A 17,409-nucleotide genomic window follows, 5' to 3' on the forward strand; every position below is an offset into this window, starting at 1 on the left:
GAGATATGGATGAGCAATGACGAACAATCGCCGGTAGTCTGGTCTCCCTCGGAAGACACGCTCAAGCACTCCCGCATGGGCCGCTTCAAGGAATGGCTGGAAGAGCAGGGTTACGGCCCGTTTGCCGACTACCATGCCCTGCACCAGTGGTCCATTGACGAGCTCGACACCTTCTGGGCAAAGGTCTGGGACTACTGCGGGTTGGTCTGCGACACCCCTGCCGACCGGGTGCTGGGCAAGCGGGACATGCCGGGGGCGGAGTGGTTCCCGGGCATGAAACTGAACTTTGCGGCCAATCTGCTGCGTCTGGCCGACGGCGACCACGCCAACCGCGAGGCGGTCGTGGCCTACTGCGAGACCCGCCCGGTCCTGCGCCGGACCTACGCCGAACTGAAAGCCGACGTGGGCGCGCTCGAGGCCTTCCTGCGCAGTCAGGGCATCAAGAGTGGCGACCGGGTGGCCGGTGTGGTCACCAACGGCTACGAGGCCATGGTCGGCATGCTTGCCGCCACCAGCCTCGGGGCGATCTGGAGCTCCGCCTCGCCCGATTTCGGCGTGGGTGCCATCCTGGACCGCTTCGGCCAGATCGAGCCGTCTGCGCTTATTGCGGTGAACGGCTACGGCTATGGCGGCAAGGTCTTTGCCCGCCAGGACGACTTCGCCGAGCTCATCGCCGGCCTGCCCACCCTGAAGTGCGTGGTCAGTGTCCAGCAACTGCCGGACCAGGCGCCGATCCAAGGCGACCTCGTTACTCCCTGGGAAGACGCCATTGCGTCCGGTGCCGGCCAGCCGCCCTCGTTCACCCCGCTGGATCCGGACCACCCGGTCTACATCCTGTATTCGTCGGGCACCACCGGCAAACCCAAGTGCATTGTCCATGGCAACGCCGGCCTGCTGGTGAACCATGCCAAAGAACTGATGCTCCATGGCGACGTCGGGCCGGAAGACCGCTTCCTTTATTTCACCACCTGTGGCTGGATGATGTGGAACTGGCAGGCCTCCGCGCTGATGACCGGGGCTGCGGTGATCACCGTCGACGGCTCGCCGGGGTATCCGAGTCTGAGTTTCCTCTGGGACACCGTTGCACGTGAGAAGGTCACCCATTTCGGCACCAGTGCCCGGTTCCTGGCCGGCTGCCGCAAGGCCGAGCTGAAACCGGCGCGGGAGCTGGATCTGAGCGCCCTGCGGGTGCTGTTCTCCACTGGCTCGCCGCTGTTGCCGGAGGATTACGATTGGGTCTACAGCGATGGCGCGCCCGGTGTGCTGCTGGGTTCCATTGCCGGGGGCACCGATATCTGCGGCTGCTTTGTGGGCTCGACCCCGCTGCTGCCTGTCCGCCGCGGTGAAATCCAGTGTCGGTTCCTGGGCGTCGATGCCGTGGCCTACGATGAAGACGCCAGACCGGTGAGCGGTGGTCGCGGGGAACTCGTCTGCCGCCAGCCACTGCCTTCCATGCCGGTCAGCTTCTGGGACGATGCCGACGGTGCCCGCTATCACGCGGCCTATTTTGACACCTTCCCCGGAGTCTGGGCCCACGGGGACTTCATCGAGTTCACCGAACACGGTGGCGCCATCATCTACGGCCGCTCCGATGCCACCCTGAATCCGGGCGGTGTCCGCATCGGCACCGCGGAAATCTACCGCCAGGTGGAGACCGTGGCCGAGGTGAAAGACAGCCTCGTGGTTGGGCGCCAGATCGACGGCGATGTGGAAGTAGTCCTGCTGGTGGTGCCGGCGGAGGGCCAGGCCATCACCGACGACCTGCTCAAGCAGCTGAAGAGCCGCATCCGTGAAGGTGCCAGCCCGCGCCACGTGCCCCGGCACATCGTCGAGGTGGCCGATATCCCCTACACCCGCAGTGGCAAGAAAGTGGAGCTGGCGGTCGCCCGCCTGATCAACGGCTCGGCCAAGGCGGACAACCGGGATGCCCTGGCGAATCCGGAGGCGCTGGATCATATTCGTGAGCAGTTGAACAAGGCGAGCCTGCTACCAAACGGTTGATCACTGGGGTTCGCTACAGTGATCGAACGAACGGTGTTCAAGCCGTATGGAACCCCAGGCTCTGAGTTCTGGCGCATGGGGAAAGGCTCTGTTCAGACCTGTGCGTAGCCATGGATGGCGAAGCTCAAGCGACACAGGGATGTGCTCGAGCGGGTTCTGGACAGAGCCTTTTCACATGCGTTGCTCTGCGCCCTGAATGTACGAAAGTTTCGTAAATTCGAGGTTTTTCATCGTCCTGTAACGGGAATTAGCGAACTTTTAGTCCGTTCTTATACTAAGATCTTAACCAGAAAAGATGAAAAAATGGTATCTTAGTAGGTCTATCAAAAGTTCCTAATCAGTCATTGCCCGGGTCGGACGTTCACAAGACGCTCGATCTTGCCGTGACCGTCCTGAACCCACCCATTAGCCTGAGGACGAAAATGACATCATCCAAAGCAAAGATTGTCTACACCCTGACCGACGAGGCACCTGCCCTCGCAACACGGTCGCTTCTTCCCATTCTGGAAACTTACGCCAAGCCGGCTGGTATTGAATTCGAAACCAGCGATATCTCTCTCGCGGCGCGTATCCTGGCGAATTTCCCGGACTACCTCGAAGAAGACCAGCGGGTGCCCGATGCGTTGGCTGAACTGGGCGAGTACACCAAAGACCCGGATGCCAACATCATCAAACTGCCGAACATCTCTGCTTCCATCCCCCAGCTGCGTGCAGCGATCAAAGAGCTGAACGAGCAAGGTTACAACGTTCCCGAGTACAAGGAACATCCGGAGTCTGACGAAGAGAAAGAAATCCAGTCCCGCTATGCCAAGGTGCTGGGCAGTGCCGTCAACCCGGTTCTGCGTGAGGGCAACAGCGATCGTCGCGCCCCGGCAGCGGTCAAAGCCTTTGCCCGAAAATACCCCCACACCATGGGCGAGTGGAGCCCGGCGTCCCGGACCCACGTTGCCCACATGCGCGGCGGTGACTTCTACTCCAGCGAGCAGTCGGTCACCCTCGACAAGGCCACCACCGCCCGCATCGTGTTCGAGAACAAGCAGGGCAAACAGACCGTTCTGAAACCCGAGCTTCCGCTGCAGGAAGGTGAAGTGCTCGACGGCATGTACATGAGCAAGAAAGCGCTGGTCAAGTTCTTCGAGGACGCCATCGAAGACTGTGAGAAAACCGGTGTGATGTTCTCCCTGCACGTGAAAGCGACCATGATGAAGATCTCTCACCCGATCGTGTTCGGTCACGCGGTGAAGGTTTTCTACCGGGACCTGTTCGACAAGTACGGTGATCTGTTTGATGAAATCGGGGTTAACCCGAACAACGGCCTGTCCAGTGTGGTCGAGAAAATCAAGCAGTTGCCGGAGTCCAAGCAGGAGCAGATCCAGGAAGACCTGCACGCCTGTTACGAGCACCGTCCGGAAATCGCCATGGTCGATTCCGTCAAGGGCATCACCAACCTGCACGTACCGAGCGACGTGATCGTCGATGCCTCCATGCCGGCGATGATCCGTAACTCCGGCAAGATGTGGGCCCGTGACAACAAGCTCAAGGACACCAAGGCGGTCATGCCGGAGTCCACCTACGCCACCATCTACCAGGAAGTGATCAACTTCTGTAAGACCCACGGCGCCTTCGATCCGACCACCATGGGTACGGTGCCGAACGTGGGCCTGATGGCGCAGAAGGCCGAGGAGTACGGCTCCCACGACAAGACTTTTGAAATCAAGGAAGACGGCGTGGTCCGGGTCATTGCCGAGGACGGTACCGTGCTGACCGAGCACAACGTCGAGAAAGGCGATATCTGGCGCGCGTGCCAGACCAAGGACCTGCCGATCCGCGACTGGGTCAAGCTGGCGGTCAGCCGTGCCCGCGCCACCGGCATGCCGGCGGTGTTCTGGCTCGACGACGAGCGCGCCCACGATGCCCAGCTGATCAAGAAGGTTGAGACCTACCTGAAGGATCACGACACCGAGGGCCTGGACATCCGCATTATGTCCCCGGTCCGTGCCATCCGCTGGACCATGGAGCGCCTGATCCGCGGCCTTGACACCATCTCCGTGACCGGTAACGTCCTGCGTGACTACCTCACCGACCTGTTCCCGATCCTGGAGCTGGGTACCAGTGCCAAGATGCTGTCCATCGTGCCGCTGCTCAACGGCGGTGGTCTGTACGAGACCGGCGCCGGTGGTTCCGCGCCCAAGCACGTGCAGCAGCTGATTCAGGAAAACCACCTGCGCTGGGATTCTCTGGGCGAGTTCCTGGCCACGGCGGTGTCCCTCGACGAGCTGGGCGAGAAGCAGCAGAACGAGCGTGCGCGCCTGCTGGGTCAGACCCTGGACAAGGCCACCGAGCGCCTGCTGGAGAACAACCAGTCGCCGTCCCGTGTGACCGGCGAACTGGATAACCGTGGTTCCCACTTCCACCTCGCCCGCTACTGGGCCGAGGAGCTGTCCAAGCAGGACAGCGACAAGGATCTGAAGGAGTTTTTCGCCAAGCTGTCCAAGCAGCTGGAGGAGAACAAGGACAAGATCCTGGAAGAAATGACCGTGGTTCAGGGCCATCCGGCGGACATCGGTGGTTATTACCACCCGCCGATGGAGAAGGTCTGCGAGATCATGCAGCCGAGCGCAACCCTCAACAAGATCCTCGAGGATGCCCGCGCATCGGTGAAGTAAGGCTCAGGAAACCGGGGCCGGCCCTGGGCCGGACCGCCTGACCCAGAACCCGGACGACCCGCAGAGGTGGTCCGGGTTTTTTTGTGCCTCAGCGATCGTCGTCGGGCTCCTCGTACGACCCGTTACCGGTCTCCCCCGCCTGTCGCAACTGCCTCATGGTGATGGGTGGTCCGAGCAGTTCGAACAGCACGGTGGAGCCGATCACCAGTGGCAGCAGAAAGGTCATCTCCGGCATCCGGTCGGTCGCGACCAGCGCCAGCCCCACCGCAACCCCCGCCTGGGGCAACAGGCAGGCGCCGTTGTGCACGCGGACACTGTGCGCGGAGCCAGCCAGCACCCCGCCAACGTAACCCCCGGCGACCCTGCCGCCGATCCGAACGACGATGTAGACCGCACCAATGACCCCGAGGGTTGGCAGCACCTCCCAGTCAAGGCTGAATCCGGCGAGGAAGAAGAACATCGCCAGGAACGGCTCGACAATGCCTTCAATCGAGCGGAACGGGCGGATGTGATGGTGTGCCCGGTTGGCAACCATCACCCCCAGCGCCATGCAGGTCAGCAGATACGACACGCCGATGGCCCCGGCTATGCCCGCGGCCAGGAACACGAAACCAGCGGACTCCAGCAACATGGGTTCGCCCGGCTTGAGGCGCCCCGTCATCCATGCCATGGGCAGTCCGAGCAGGGCGCCCAGGGCGATGGCGCCAAGCACCTCATAAAACCCGTGGCCGACCGTTTCCATCAGCGCCGCGCCATTGCCCGAAACCAGTTCGGCGAAGACCAGCAGTACACTGAACAGTATTGCCCCCCAGGCATCGTCAATGGCCACGACCTGGGACACTACCCGGGTCAGCGGCCCCCGGGCGCCGGTTTCCCGGATAACATCCAGGGTGGCCGCCGGGTCGGTGGCCGTGGAAATGGCGGCCAGCAGCAGCGATGCCACCAGGTTGTCGGTGACCAGCCAGATCCCCACAAAAATCAGCAGCGCCGTGATCAGGGTCACCGCCAGGCTGATGATGATGGCCTCACGCCCCTGGCGCAGATCGCGGAAGGCCATTCGTTCCCCCAGCAGAAAGCCCACCATGGCGAGCGTCAGTTCGGTCACCAGGGAGAAGTTGTGACTCACGGATCGGGGAATCAGATCCAGCAGTTCCGGTCCCGCCAGGGCGCCGACCAGCAACAGCAGCGTGACTCTGGGCACATGGAGCCTCTGGCCGATGGTGTGGGCGGCCAGGGCCAACAGCATAATGCCGCCGATTAACAGCAGATCCAGTGCGTGGGACACCCCGTCACTCCTGTTGCAGTGGCAAGAATCGGCCGTTCACCAGCCGGGCCAGGTCTTCGGGCGCCAGCTCGATCTCCAGCCCTCGCCGACCGGCACTCACCAGCACGGTTTCGAACTGCTGGGCCGAGGCGTCGATGAAGGTTTTCAGGCGCCGTTTCTGACCCAGCGGACTGACTCCGCCGAGCACATAGCCGGTGCTGCGCATGACCGCGTTGGGATCCGCCATCACCGCCTTCTTGCCCTGCGCCGCCCGGGCCATCCGCTTCATGCTCAGCTTCGCACTGACCGGAACCACGCCGACGGCCAGTTCCTTGCCGTCAATCGCAACCACCAGGGTCTTGAACACGCGGTTGGGATCGGTCCCGATCTTTTCCGCCGCCTCGGTGCCATAGCTCTCGCTGGCCGGATCGTGATCGTACTCATGGATGGTGTGATGAATCCCCGCTTTCCGCGCGGCGTTGATCCCCGGGGTCATGGTGTCTCCTGCCTGGTTGCCCGACCTGAAAAATGTAACACAGTCATCGCGGAGGATAGCGCCCCAGTTGGGGCCTGGCTCGACTTATGTCGGAAGAATGGCTATTTTCTCGGCATGACACTAAGGAAAACACGTTGGTTAAGGCCAGGGCCGCCATGCAGACCCGTGGTAAGGGAATGAGGCCGTCCAGGGAGCGCGAGCTCCCTGAGCAGTGGCTGCCTTTGCGCCGGGCTCTGTCGGTGGCGTTGATCTATCTGTTGGCCGGATTTGCCTGGATTGCGTTTTCCGACGTCCTGGTTGAGTCCTGGTTCCGGGACCCCGAAACCCTCTCCCGGGTTCAAAGCTGGAAGGGCTTTTTCTTTATCCTGGTCACCGGCCTGGTGCTGTTTGCCGCGCTGCTGCGACAGCTTCACAAGGACCGGGCCCTGCTCAGACTTCAGTTTGCCCAGCGTCAGGCACTTCGAGCCCGTGAGCGTCAGCTTACCGTGCTCATGGATAATCTGCCGGGCATGGCGTATCGCTGTCGCTACGACCGCCATTGGACCATGCTGTTTGTCTCCGACGGCTGCATTGACCTCACCGGCTACGAGCCGGCCGACCTGGTGAACAACCGTCAACTCAGTTATGCCGATCTCCTGGACGACGCCACCAACGAGCGGTTGCAGGCGGAGGTGAAAGCGGCGCTGGATCGCGGAGAGCCCTTTTCGGTGGAATATTCCCTGACCCGCCGAGGTGGCGCTGAAGCCTGGGTGTGGGAGCGGGGCCGTGGGGTTATCGACGACGATGGTGAAACCGTGCTCGAGGGCATTGTCCTGGACATCTCCGACCGCAAGGCGCTGGAGAACGAACTGGCGGAGCTGGCGACCCGTGATTCCCTCACCGGGCTGTCCAACCGGCGGGAGTTGTCGAGGCTCATGGAGGAAGAGCTGGAGCGGGCCAGGCGCTATCAGCGCTCCCTGGCGATTCTCTGGATCGACTTTGACCACTTCAAGGAAGTGAACGACACCTATGGTCATGCGGCCGGCGATGCCGTCCTGAAGTCGGTGAGTCAGCTGCTCCTGGACAGTGTGCGAACGGTCGATTCCGTCGGCCGGTTCGGCGGCGAGGAATTCGTGATCGTGTTGCCGGAAATGGAGGTGGCCGAAGCCCGCGACACCGCCGAGCGCCTGCGGCGTCAGGTCAGTTCTGTGCAGTACCCCCTCGGCGACGGGACTGCCGTGCCACTGACCATCAGTGTCGGGGTGGCGGTTTACCCGAGCCATGGCACGACGGCCGCCGAGTTGTGCGCGGCCGCCGACAGGGCCATGTATTGTGCCAAGGAACAGGGCCGGAACTGTGTTTCGATGGCAGAGCGGTCCGACCCTGTTCATAATGGTGCCTGAGCCATTGATAACAAAAGAACAGCGAATAAGGTTGTACCCGAATGAATCGAATTGCCCGCCGTGCCCTGCGTACCTGTGATGTTCCCAAGGACCTGTCCGCCGTGACCTACCGCGATGCGGCGGGTGAGAACCCTGACGCCGTCGGCGTCGGTTCGGAGGCGATTGACGCCATCTGGGGCAGTGTCGAGGCCCTGTACCGGACGGGCGTTCATCCGGGCCTGCAATTGTCCCTGCGCCACCGGGGTGAGCAGGTGCTCCATCGGGCCATCGGGCACGCCACGGGGAATGGTCCCCGGGACAGCGCCAGTGTCCTGAAGACACCCATGACCACCGAGACGCCGGTCTGTTATTTCTCGGCGTCAAAAGCCGTCACGGCGTTGCTGATCCATATGCTCGCAGAGCAGGGACTGGTCACTCTGACGGACCCGGTGGCCTACTACTGCCCGGAATTCTCCCAGGGCGGCAAGCGCACGATCACCCTGCACCAGGTGCTCTCCCACCGGGGCGGGATTCCTGCGATACCACGGGAAACACCCATTGATGTGCTCTGGGACAGGGACGAAGTCTGGCGCCTGTTGTGTGAGGCCAAGCCGGTGGAAGTGGACGGTGCCAAAGTGGCCTACCATGCCATCACGGGCGGGTTCGTGTTGCAGAGGGTGCTGGAAAAGGTGACCGGAGAGAGCATTGAGCGCTACCTGGACACCCACATTCGCCAGCCCATGGGCATGAAGTGGTTCACCTACGGGATTGCCCCGGACCACTTGCATGAGCTGGCGAGCAATTACGCCACCGGCCCCACGCCCCGGTTCCCGGTGTCGTGGATTGTCAGCCGCGCTCTGGGCAGTGATATCCGCACCATTGAGAAGGTCACCAACGATCCCCGGTTCCAGGAAGCGGTGATTCCGGCCGGTAATCTGTGTGGTACCGCGGAGGAAATGGGCCGCTTCTTCCAGATGATGCTTAATGGCGGGGTCTGGAACGGCAAGCGCATCTGCAGTGACATGACGGTTCGGCGCGCTATCCAGCAGTTCGGTTCGCTGCAGATCGATCGCACCATGATGATCCCCATGCGCTTCAGCGCCGGCATGATGCTTGGTGGGAATCCGGTCGGACTCTGGGGGCCGCAGAGTCGCTACGCCTTTGGCCACGTTGGCCTGATCAACAAGCTGTGCTGGGCAGACCCGGCGCGGGACATTTCAGTCAGCCTGCTCAACACCGGCTTTCCCATCGTGGGGCACCACCTGCCGGCACTGATGAAATTTGTTTATACGGTCTGCAACCGCTTTCCCCTGATTCCCGAGAACCAGCGGCCACTGGTTGCGGCCTGAGATTACAGGGTTCGTAACTGCTCCTCGAGAATGCCCAGCACCGACGACAGAATGTCCCGGAAATCCGTCAGTGTCTGGGTCCGCTGGATCACATCTTCCCGGTTTTCATCCAGCCGCTCGAGCTTGGGGACCACCCGGCGAATGCCTTCGGTGATCACCTCGTAGGGATAGTGGTGGTCCTGGATGCTGAGCTTGTTCATCTCGGCCACTTCCTGACTGAAAATGCTGATGATGTCGTACAGCATGTCCTTGTGGTGAATACTGCTGGCCTCCCAGTAGGCGTCGTCCAGCAGTTCCAGCAGGGAGAGGTATTCTCGTAGGGTATCGGCGACGGAGGTCTGGGTCATGTCTGCTCTCGGGGCAAGGTACGAATCGTATTGAAAAATCGGGATATTAGAGGGAACTATAGCAGGGCTTTTTACGTCTTGAGAGGAGATCCGCATTCCGGGTCCGGCAATAAAAATGAAACTAAATTCATTTTTATTGCACTTTGCCCGACAGATGGGCAGACTTCCGGAATGGGAAAAGGATCTATCACGACTCACTGGACGAGAAGCCGAATGGATAAGCCCACTCATACCTGCGCCGAGCAATCCAAACGAACGGTCAAGCTGGATCATCACGACAGCGTTCGTGACCACGTCCATCAACAGATCAGCTCCGAAGTCGAGCGTCTGGAACGTCGCATCGAGACCCTGCGGCTCACCAAAGCCCCCCACGCCGCCATCATGATTTCCACGTATGAGCGGATGATTGACCGTAAGAAGGGCTTCCTCCAGTCCTGGAACCTGAAGGAAGGCCGGTTCTACTGACGGTTTGGCATGGCCACGGTTGGCCAGGTTGCCTTGGCCTCAGCCGGTGGCTGGTAACTGCAATAATCGGGGTTGTTTTCGGTGTTGGACGGGTTCTCTTCCGTCGGTGCCGGTACGGTCGCCGGCTCACCATCCGAACTGAAAATCCTCAGAACCTGCATGGCATAATCCAGTTCCACCCGTAAGCAATCCGGCGTGGCATCGGGCGACTGCGAGCTGTCGTGGCGGCTGAGGTCAATCACCTGACGGTCTGGGCTCTTGATAAACAGCGTATCCGTTTTCTCCGCGATAAAATCCTGCCGCAGTTCGAGGCTCCCGAATGAGCGGCTCAGATAATCCGCCGTTGCGTATTCGGGCTGGTTGTAGCCCAAAGCGGAGAAGCTGTCGCCACTGAACCGAGTGCCGGTGAGCGCGCTGACCAGCTCCGGCTGGGCGTCCCGGTCCTCCGGCTCCACGCTCCGGCTGACGTACTGGATTGAACGATAGACCTTGCCGTCGGTATCGCCCGACGCACTGGGCACAAAGCGCCAATCAAGCGTCGGGTATATCCACACGCTGTCATTCAGCGCAGCCACCTGCAAAACCGCTTCCTGATCGGTGAACCGGATATCGGCCTGGTTTTCGCGAGTATTGTAGGTACCCGCCGCGTTGTCCGTGACCCGTTGCACCATGTATCGCCGGCCATCCTGAAAGTTGGCCACCTGACCCGAGGCAATCACCTGGTTCATCAGGTCCACCGGGTTCCGCACGCGGGTGTAGCTCTGACCATCGTCGGCCGGTGTGGCGCGAATGAACACGTCAATGTGGGCACGGATTTCCGCGGCGGAGGCTGCACTGTCGGAGTCCTCGCTATCACTGGGCTGAAGCCCGCGGTAGACATCGTCGAACCGGGTGTGATCGATGGTGTCCGGTGCCTGGTCCGTGTTCTCCAGATCGAACGTCGAGAAGGTCAGGTCGACATCCGTTGCCGGATTGAAGGCGGTCGGACCGGACTCTTCCGGACCGCAGCCGGCCAGGACCAGGGCGGCGAAGGCGATTGCGTTGAAGGTGCAGAAATGTCTCATTTAGAACGGCTCTGGGGTGCGCGGCGGTTGGTAAACGGCTAAAGTGATTACCCGCGGGGCCTAAAGCCCCGGTTCGAATGCTGACAATAAACGATAATATAGGCATCTACCCTCGCGGAGATCACATTTTGCGGCAACGGAATCATCCGGCTCCCCTCGCAGTGGCGCACTCCCTGCTGGCCCTGCTGCTTGTTCTGACGGCCTTGCTGCCGGCGGCGGCCGGAGCCCAGGAAGCCTGTCGGGAGGGCGACCTGGTCCTGAGCACTGGCACCGCCAGCGTACGGGATCTGGGCAGCTGCATCTGGTACCTGGAAGATCCTGAGCAGCAGTTGACGTTCGGTGAGGTCAGGGATCGCGGGCTCGGCGCCTTTACCCGTCATGAAGGCGGCGTACTCAATTTCGGTTACACGGAGTCGGCCTACTGGACCCGCTTTGACATCCGTACCCGTGGAACCGACGGCGTCACCGAGTGGATTCTGGAACTGGCGTTACCGCTGGTGGATGAGGTCAGGATGTACCTGGTTCGCGACGGCGAGCTGGTCCATCAGAATCGTGCCGGTTACCTGGATAACTGGGCCGAGCGTGACCTTGCCGTTCCCAATCCGACGTTCCGCCTGTCACTGGCACCGGATGCCGTGAGCACGGTGTACCTGCGCATCACCAACACCAATACCTTCCGCTTGCCCATCAGCCTGTGGCACCCGGACCACTACATCGAAAAGGTCTCGGTCGACGAGGTGGTTCGCGGCCTGTTGCTCGGGGCGGTGCTGGCGATCCTGGCTTACAACCTGTTCGTGGCTGTCTCGGTCCGTGAGCGCAGCAACATCTACTACGTCCTCTACCTGGTGTCCGCGGCGATCTTCATCGTCACCGAACAGGTGCATGGCATTCAGTTGCTGGACAGCCGGCCAGCGCTGTTCAACAAGGAATACCTGCATTTCCAGATCATCATGACCTGGTTCTGGGGGTTGCTGATGGCCCGTCACCTGCTCGAAACCCGGGAGCGTTCCGCCGATCTCGACCAGGTGCTCCGGCTCTGTCTGTACTCCGTGGTGATGACCCTGGTGCTGTCCCTGTTCCTGCCCTATCACGTTGCCATGGAGTGGATCGTGATCGGCTCGGTGGTCCTCAGCCTGGTTCTGATCGTGGTCAGTTACCTGTCCTGGCGCTACTACAACCCGGCCGCCCGGGCGTACTTCTTTGCCTGGACCCTGGCGCTGGTCGGGTTCGGGGTGTATGCCCTGACCGTCATGGGCATCCTGCCACTCAACACCCTGACCAACTATTCGCCGCAGATCGGGCTCACGGCCCAGATCATCCTGTTCTCGTTCGCGCTGGCGGATCGGATCAAACAGGTCCAGGGTGAGGCGCTGAGCTGGAGTCAGCGCGCGCTCTCCAACCTGCAGCGTTACCAGTCGCTGTTCGATAACGCCATTGAGGGCGTGTTCCAGATGTCTCCGGCCCGCCGCTTTATCACCGCCAACCCGGCCATGGCCGAACTGCTGGGCTACAACAGCAGCCGGGAGTTGCTCAAGCGCAACCCCGATGTCCTGGAAACCTGCATTGCCGATGACCGGCTGCGGCGGCTCGTGGTCCAGCAGTTGGAGGCCCGGGGTACGGTCAAGGGCATCGAGGCCCGATACCTGACCCGCGATGGCGAAGAACGCTGGGCCAACATTTCCCTGCACACGGTGTACGACGCCGACGGTGAGCCGGCCCATCTGGAGGGCACCTGCATTGACGCGACCGAGAGTCACCAGCGCCAGCGCATCGAGCGTGAACGGGAACAAGAGCGGCTGGAAAAAGAACTGGCCCGTAACTCGGCCGAAGCCAAGAGCCAGTTCCTGGCAAACATGAGCCACGAGATCCGGACTCCGCTTGCGGCCATCATCGGTTATGGCGAGACCCTGCTGGACCCGGACCTGAGCGATCAGGAAAAGCACAGCAGCGCCGAAACGGTGGTCCGGAGCGGACGCCATCTGCTCGATCTGGTCAACGACATACTCGACCACTCCAAGATCGACGCCAACAAGCTCGATGTGGATGTGGTGTCGGTCAACCTGCCGGAGCTGCTCGACGAAATCCGGGCCTTCTTCGCGCCCCGGGCCCGTGAGAAAGGCCTGGATTTCAGCATCATCTGTGAGTATCCCCTGCCCGAACAGGTGCTTACGGATCCGACCCGGTTCCGGCAGATCATCATTAATCTTTGCGGAAATGCGCTGAAATTCACCGAAAAAGGGTCGATCTCCCTGTTGATGCGCTGCGACCGTGAGCAGGAAAAACTGATTGCCCGGGTTGTGGATACCGGCATCGGCATGAAACCGGAGCAACTGGGCCGGCTGTTTGATCCCTTTGCCCAGGGCAGTGCCGCCATTTCCCGTCAGTACGGGGGCACCGGTCTGGGGCTCAGCATTTCCCGTCGGTTGGCCGAAATGCTGGGAGGCAGCATCCAGGTCAACAGCACCTATGGCGAAGGCAGCGAGTTTGAGCTCTCGATTCGCACCGGCTCTCTGGCGAACGTCCATTTCCTGCGTGACGCCTCGGAACTGAGTCAGCGGCGGCGCGGCATCCCGATGGTGATGGCGCCGCGCCTGAGTGGTCGCATCCTGTGCGCCGAGGACAACGAGACCAACCGGCGACTGGTCTCGCTGCTGGTGTCCCGGACCGGTGCCGAACTGGTGCACGTCGGTAATGGCGCCGAAGCGTTGGACATGGCCCTGCGGGATAGCTTTGACCTGATCCTGATGGATATCCAGATGCCGGTGATGAACGGCCGGGATGCAACCGCGGCGCTGCGGGAGGCTGGGGTCAACACGCCGGTGATCGCGCTGACCGCCAACGTTATGTCCGAGGACATTGCCGATTACCGGCTGGCGGGCTGCAATGAGCATCTGGCCAAGCCCATCGACAAACAGCGCTTCTACGAGACCCTTGCCCGTTACCTCAGGGTCGAAGCAGAACAGGGTGAGAGACTGGACCGGTCGTTCACGGGGCGGGTGCTGGTGGCCGAGGACAACGACGACAACCGCCGCCTGGTGGAGCGGATGCTTGGCCGGCAGGGGCTCGAGGTAGTGTCCGTCGCCAGCGGCGAGGACGCGGTACGGCGGGCCCTGTCGGAGTCGATCCAGTTGGTCCTGATGGACAGTCACATGCCCGGGATGGACGGTGTCGACGCCACCCGGTTGTTGCGTCAGACTGGGTTTCGGCGGCCCATCATCGCGTTCACCGCCGGCGACCAGAAAGAGACCGATGCCCTGCTGGACGCGGGCTGTGACGGTGTGCTCGACAAACCCATCGACAATACACACCTGCAGGCACTGCTGGAGCGCTTCCTGCAGCGTCGGTCCGACAAAGGCGAGGACAGCCAGGACGATGAAATCGAGGGTCTGGTGCCGCAGTTTCTGGGTGGGCTGACGGACCGACGGAACCGTATGGAGGCGGCGTGGACGGATGGTGACGCCGAATCCCTGAAATCGGAAGCGCACCAGATCAAGGGCACCGCAGGGGCCATGGGCTATCCGGCAATGACCCAGCAGGCCGGGACGGTCGAGGCCTTGCTAAAGGCCGATAGCCCGGACTGGGAACGGGTTCGCGGCGAACTTGATACGCTCAATGACATGATAGACCGCGCGCTCTCCGCTGCGGCGATCTCGACATGACCGACACCAGAAGAATAACGACAGGAACAGGCCAATGACTGATAGCCAACCTCGCAGTGAGCAATACACCCTCAGCATGATGTACGGGACCTACGCCGATATCCTGTTCGTGCTGTTCCCGTTTCTGGTTATTGGCATGCAGAGGCTCTGGGAAGGTCGGTTGTATGAGACCCTGATGCGCCCGGACCTGAGCATTGCCGCCGCCATTCTGGCCGGCCTGGCGATTGGCAAGTTTGTGCTGGGGCTGGTGACCAACCGGGACCTGGGCCGCTACAAGGAGCGGATCGTCTTTTTCATTGCCCTCACCCTGTTCCTGGTGCTGGGGCCATCCATTATCCTCATGCTCAGTATCATGGGCAGCGCTGAGGTGCCCGGTTTCGTTGCCTTCGTTCAGCCAATCCTGCTGATCATCGCGATCTCCCTGTATTCGACGGCGGTAAGCATCAGCAACATTCTGATCCGGTCTGGTGCCGACGAGCCTGCGGGCGACGGTGGCTCAGGCGACACGGCCGAAGACGCGGGACAGGGGGCCGGCCCGCGCCCCGCGCCGCTGGATCTGCCCAGGCGAACCGGTAATGATTCCCTGTGAGAGTATTGAGACAATGACCGGATACACGAGTAAGACAGGAGACGATCGATGACTGACCTCAGGGTTCTGGTAGTGGAAGACGAACCGGTCATGAGGGAAAGGCTGGTCGAGATGCTATACCGGGCCGGTGCGACTCAGGTATCCGAATGCGTCGATGCGGCTGCCGCAAGGGCCGCGTTTGCCGACCAGGAGTTCCAGATCATTCTTCTGGACCTGGGGTTGCCGGATGGCGATGGGCACGAGCTGATGCAGGAGTTCAAAAAGCTCCGGGCCGAACAGCACATTGTCCTGGTGACGGCGGACGACTCCATCGACAGCATTCAGCGGGCGATCAGTGCCGGTGCTAACGGCTATGTCGTCAAACCCTATTCCCAGGAAAAGATTCACGACGTGGTGAATAATTACGCCATGGTCCATGGCGGAGATATGGCCACCATGCGGGGCCTGAACCGGCACCACTGACCGGTTCGGCCCTGTCCGGCATGGCCGGCGGCAAGGAGGGGCGTGTCAGGCAACCTGACGCGCAATCCAAGAGTTGTATCGGGTCGCCAGCGCACGGACATACCGCGCCTCGGCACCGTCAAGGTTGCCCAACACGTCTTTGAAGATCCAGCCTCGTTCATAGAGCCCGAGCACCCGCTGCTCGTCATCCAGATTGACGCGCTGATTCAGTTTTTTGCAGATTGCATCCAGCAGCGGCAGCTTGTCCGGGCGCTTGAGCGGGCCCTGGCGACCGGGCATGGGCTGGTTCGCTGCGCGTGTTGTTGGATGTCTCTTCATGATGTTCTCCTTATCGTTTTGCGGCTGCAAAAACAAAAACCCCGGAGCCTGGGCAACCGGGGTTTCTCGGAGAAGCTGACCCGGTCGCTGCAATGGCTCCCGGGACTGACCGAAAGCCGTTAGATGTCTTTTACCATGGCGCGCGCGGACTGCGTGGAGCGGCAATCCGGGGCGGCGTTGAATCGGTACTGTGGAATCATTCCAGTCATAACGGCACTTTCTTGGTTCGGTTCAGCATCAGTGTATCGGTTGTCTGGCGGTTTGCAAGCGCCGGAACGCTTCGGCAAACCCGTACAGACGGTCTTGGCCGGAGCGCGCATAATTCGCAGCGTCACGTGTTTTTACGTTGTGCAATCCAAGGCTTCTGCCGCGCCAGAAGCCGAATGGATCTCTCCTTTTCTACGCAGCCCATTGGGCTGCGTTTTTTTTGGGTAGTGGAAAGCTCGTAGCCACTACTTCGTACAGATCTCTGTCGGCACATTGGCGATAATTTGCACGCTAACTTATCGTTGATGTCACCAGACACAGAGGTTGAAACCTAAGCAAATGGCCGACAGAGCCGGATCTATCCGCAAGAAGTTCCATACCCACATCATGATTGAAGTCGCCCTCATTGCCGCCCTGGCACTCTACATGCTGGTTGCACGCAGCCAGCCGGTCGGCGAGGATCTCATTTTTACCGTTGCCGGTGTGGGATTGATGGCACTGGTTAGCTACTGGACACTGAACACGTTGCGAGATGGCCTGGAAGTGATTGCTATGCGATCTCGCCGCTCCGGGGCCTGATTTTCTCCCAGGTCTTGTGAAGAATCAGGGCGTCATTGGCCGCCCTGTGCACCGGTAGCCCCAGTTCCGTGATCACCTGCTGGCGCACACCCGACCACTCCCGCACCTGCGGTGTGTCCAGTAGCATGGAAATCGATTCCAGTTGGAACTCCGGGCGTACCCGGGCGGCGCGAAACAGGCGATGGAGCCAGAAACTGTCGAAAGTCCAGGCATCGCAGAAGACCTGGCCGGGGAGTAGTTCATTGAGATGCAGCGCCACTTCCCGAACGGATGCGCCTTCCGCCTCCAGCGTCGTGCGGGAAATCCCGTGTATGCGTTCGGCGCTTTCCGACCAGTCCTGCCAGAGCACGTGGGGTGCAATCAGCCAACTGTGCAGCGCACCATCCGGCATGCAGATGCCTACCTCAATGGGGTAGCTCGCAATCAGGTCGAGGCTTGAGGCCTCAAAATCAATGAATGCCGGGCGGATGTCAGTGGTCATTGGCTCAGTGTAGTCGTTACGTTGTTTTTCGCTGAGTTTACTCGCCCCGTTGTCCAGACGCGAACCCAACCTGTGCGTGCACTGTTACAATATGTCCATTC

15 protein-coding genes are annotated in these 17,409 nt (G+C 61.1%); 9 read left to right on the plus strand and 6 right to left on the minus strand.

Annotated features, from left to right (window positions below; translation table 11 throughout):
* Positions 1 to 9 precede the first annotated feature (9 nt).
* Both KXD86_RS11760 and KXD86_RS11765 read left to right on the plus strand, forming a co-directional pair.
* Positions 10 to 2,001 (plus strand): acetoacetate--CoA ligase, encoded by a 1,992-nt coding sequence (locus KXD86_RS11760; protein ID WP_218636200.1) that lies wholly within the window; start codon positions 10 to 12, stop codon positions 1,999 to 2,001.
* Between the two features lie 422 nt (positions 2,002 to 2,423).
* Entirely contained in the window at positions 2,424 to 4,667 is a 2,244-nt protein-coding gene (locus KXD86_RS11765; protein ID WP_218636201.1) for an NADP-dependent isocitrate dehydrogenase, read from the plus strand.
* Positions 4,668 to 4,755: 88 nt separating this feature from the next.
* Here KXD86_RS11765 and KXD86_RS11770 read toward each other — a convergent pair whose 3' ends face one another.
* Together KXD86_RS11770 and ybaK are read right to left on the minus strand one after the other, a co-directional pair.
* Complete coding sequence (locus KXD86_RS11770; protein WP_218636202.1) at positions 4,756 to 5,952, minus strand: cation:proton antiporter; 1,197 nt, start codon at positions 5,950 to 5,952, stop codon at positions 4,756 to 4,758.
* Between the two features lie 4 nt (positions 5,953 to 5,956).
* Entirely contained in the window at positions 5,957 to 6,427 is a 471-nt protein-coding gene (gene ybaK, locus KXD86_RS11775; RefSeq protein WP_218636203.1) for a Cys-tRNA(Pro) deacylase, read from the minus strand.
* 134 nt (positions 6,428 to 6,561) lie between these two features.
* Here ybaK and KXD86_RS11780 point away from each other — a divergent pair, with 134 nt between their 5' ends.
* Together KXD86_RS11780 and KXD86_RS11785 are read left to right on the plus strand one after the other, a co-directional pair.
* Entirely contained in the window at positions 6,562 to 7,809 is a 1,248-nt protein-coding gene (locus KXD86_RS11780; RefSeq protein ID WP_312846284.1) for a GGDEF domain-containing protein, read from the plus strand.
* A 41-nt stretch (positions 7,810 to 7,850) separates the two neighbouring features.
* A complete protein-coding gene (locus KXD86_RS11785) occupies positions 7,851 to 9,137 on the plus strand; it encodes a serine hydrolase domain-containing protein (protein WP_218636204.1) in 1,287 nt (428 codons plus the stop codon).
* 2 nt (positions 9,138 to 9,139) lie between these two features.
* Here KXD86_RS11785 and KXD86_RS11790 read toward each other — a convergent pair whose 3' ends face one another.
* A complete protein-coding gene (locus KXD86_RS11790; protein WP_218636205.1) occupies positions 9,140 to 9,484 on the minus strand; it encodes a hypothetical protein in 345 nt (114 codons plus the stop codon).
* 213 nt (positions 9,485 to 9,697) lie between these two features.
* On the opposite strand from KXD86_RS11790, the gene KXD86_RS11795 reads away from it, so the two are divergent.
* Complete coding sequence (locus KXD86_RS11795; RefSeq protein ID WP_218636206.1) at positions 9,698 to 9,949, plus strand: hypothetical protein; 252 nt, start codon at positions 9,698 to 9,700, stop codon at positions 9,947 to 9,949.
* Here KXD86_RS11795 and KXD86_RS11800 read toward each other — a convergent pair.
* A complete protein-coding gene (locus tag KXD86_RS11800; protein ID WP_218636207.1) occupies positions 9,943 to 11,013 on the minus strand; it encodes a hypothetical protein in 1,071 nt (356 codons plus the stop codon). The two genes, KXD86_RS11795 and KXD86_RS11800, sit on opposite strands and share 7 nt — an antisense overlap.
* A 128-nt stretch (positions 11,014 to 11,141) precedes the next feature.
* On the opposite strand from KXD86_RS11800, the gene KXD86_RS11805 reads away from it, so the two are divergent.
* Genes KXD86_RS11805 through KXD86_RS11815 form a run of 3 tightly spaced genes read left to right on the plus strand, consistent with a single transcriptional unit; the run spans position 11,142 to position 15,723 of the window.
* Positions 11,142 to 14,672: a hybrid sensor histidine kinase/response regulator family protein gene (locus KXD86_RS11805; protein WP_376770958.1), complete on the plus strand. Its 3,531-nt coding sequence runs from the start codon at positions 11,142 to 11,144 to the stop codon at positions 14,670 to 14,672.
* 34 nt (positions 14,673 to 14,706) lie between these two features.
* Positions 14,707 to 15,261 carry a hypothetical protein gene (locus KXD86_RS11810; protein ID WP_218636209.1) on the plus strand — a complete coding sequence of 185 codons (555 nt, stop codon included), beginning with the start codon at positions 14,707 to 14,709 and terminating at the stop codon, positions 15,259 to 15,261.
* 48 nt (positions 15,262 to 15,309) lie between these two features.
* Positions 15,310 to 15,723, plus strand: coding sequence for a response regulator (locus KXD86_RS11815; protein ID WP_218636210.1), 414 nt, complete (start codon positions 15,310 to 15,312; stop codon positions 15,721 to 15,723).
* 45 nt (positions 15,724 to 15,768) lie between these two features.
* Here the strand turns inward: KXD86_RS11815 and KXD86_RS11820 are convergent, their stop codons facing one another.
* Complete coding sequence (locus KXD86_RS11820; RefSeq protein WP_218636211.1) at positions 15,769 to 16,041, minus strand: hypothetical protein; 273 nt, start codon at positions 16,039 to 16,041, stop codon at positions 15,769 to 15,771.
* Positions 16,042 to 16,587: 546 nt separating this feature from the next.
* Between KXD86_RS11820 and KXD86_RS11825 the strand changes: the two genes are divergently transcribed.
* On the plus strand, positions 16,588 to 16,827 hold the full coding sequence (locus KXD86_RS11825) for a hypothetical protein (RefSeq protein WP_218636212.1): 240 nt from the start codon (positions 16,588 to 16,590) through the stop codon (positions 16,825 to 16,827).
* Here KXD86_RS11825 and KXD86_RS11830 read toward each other — a convergent pair.
* Complete coding sequence (locus KXD86_RS11830) at positions 16,799 to 17,308, minus strand: 3'-5' exonuclease (protein WP_218636213.1); 510 nt, start codon at positions 17,306 to 17,308, stop codon at positions 16,799 to 16,801. The two genes, KXD86_RS11825 and KXD86_RS11830, sit on opposite strands and share 29 nt — an antisense overlap.
* Positions 17,309 to 17,409 lie beyond the last annotated feature (101 nt).

It is taken from the genome of Marinobacter arenosus (assembly GCF_019264345.1).
Classification (GTDB): domain Bacteria; phylum Pseudomonadota; class Gammaproteobacteria; order Pseudomonadales; family Oleiphilaceae; genus Marinobacter; species Marinobacter arenosus.

Coding starts and splice junctions, on each gene's coding strand:
- KXD86_RS11760 (WP_218636200.1), top strand. CDS start 10: ATGAGCAATGACGAACAATCGCCGGTAGTCTGGTCTCCCTCGGAAGAC.
- KXD86_RS11765 (WP_218636201.1), top strand. CDS start 2,424: ATGACATCATCCAAAGCAAAGATTGTCTACACCCTGACCGACGAGGCA.
- ybaK (WP_218636203.1), bottom strand. CDS start 6,427: ATGACCCCGGGGATCAACGCCGCGCGGAAAGCGGGGATTCATCACACC.
- KXD86_RS11785 (WP_218636204.1), top strand. CDS start 7,851: ATGAATCGAATTGCCCGCCGTGCCCTGCGTACCTGTGATGTTCCCAAG.
- KXD86_RS11790 (WP_218636205.1), bottom strand. CDS start 9,484: ATGACCCAGACCTCCGTCGCCGATACCCTACGAGAATACCTCTCCCTG.
- KXD86_RS11795 (WP_218636206.1), top strand. CDS start 9,698: ATGGATAAGCCCACTCATACCTGCGCCGAGCAATCCAAACGAACGGTC.
- KXD86_RS11800 (WP_218636207.1), bottom strand. CDS start 11,013: ATGAGACATTTCTGCACCTTCAACGCAATCGCCTTCGCCGCCCTGGTC.
- KXD86_RS11810 (WP_218636209.1), top strand. CDS start 14,707: ATGACTGATAGCCAACCTCGCAGTGAGCAATACACCCTCAGCATGATG.
- KXD86_RS11815 (WP_218636210.1), top strand. CDS start 15,310: ATGACTGACCTCAGGGTTCTGGTAGTGGAAGACGAACCGGTCATGAGG.
- KXD86_RS11820 (WP_218636211.1), bottom strand. CDS start 16,041: ATGAAGAGACATCCAACAACACGCGCAGCGAACCAGCCCATGCCCGGT.
- KXD86_RS11825 (WP_218636212.1), top strand. CDS start 16,588: ATGGCCGACAGAGCCGGATCTATCCGCAAGAAGTTCCATACCCACATC.
- KXD86_RS11830 (WP_218636213.1), bottom strand. CDS start 17,308: ATGACCACTGACATCCGCCCGGCATTCATTGATTTTGAGGCCTCAAGC.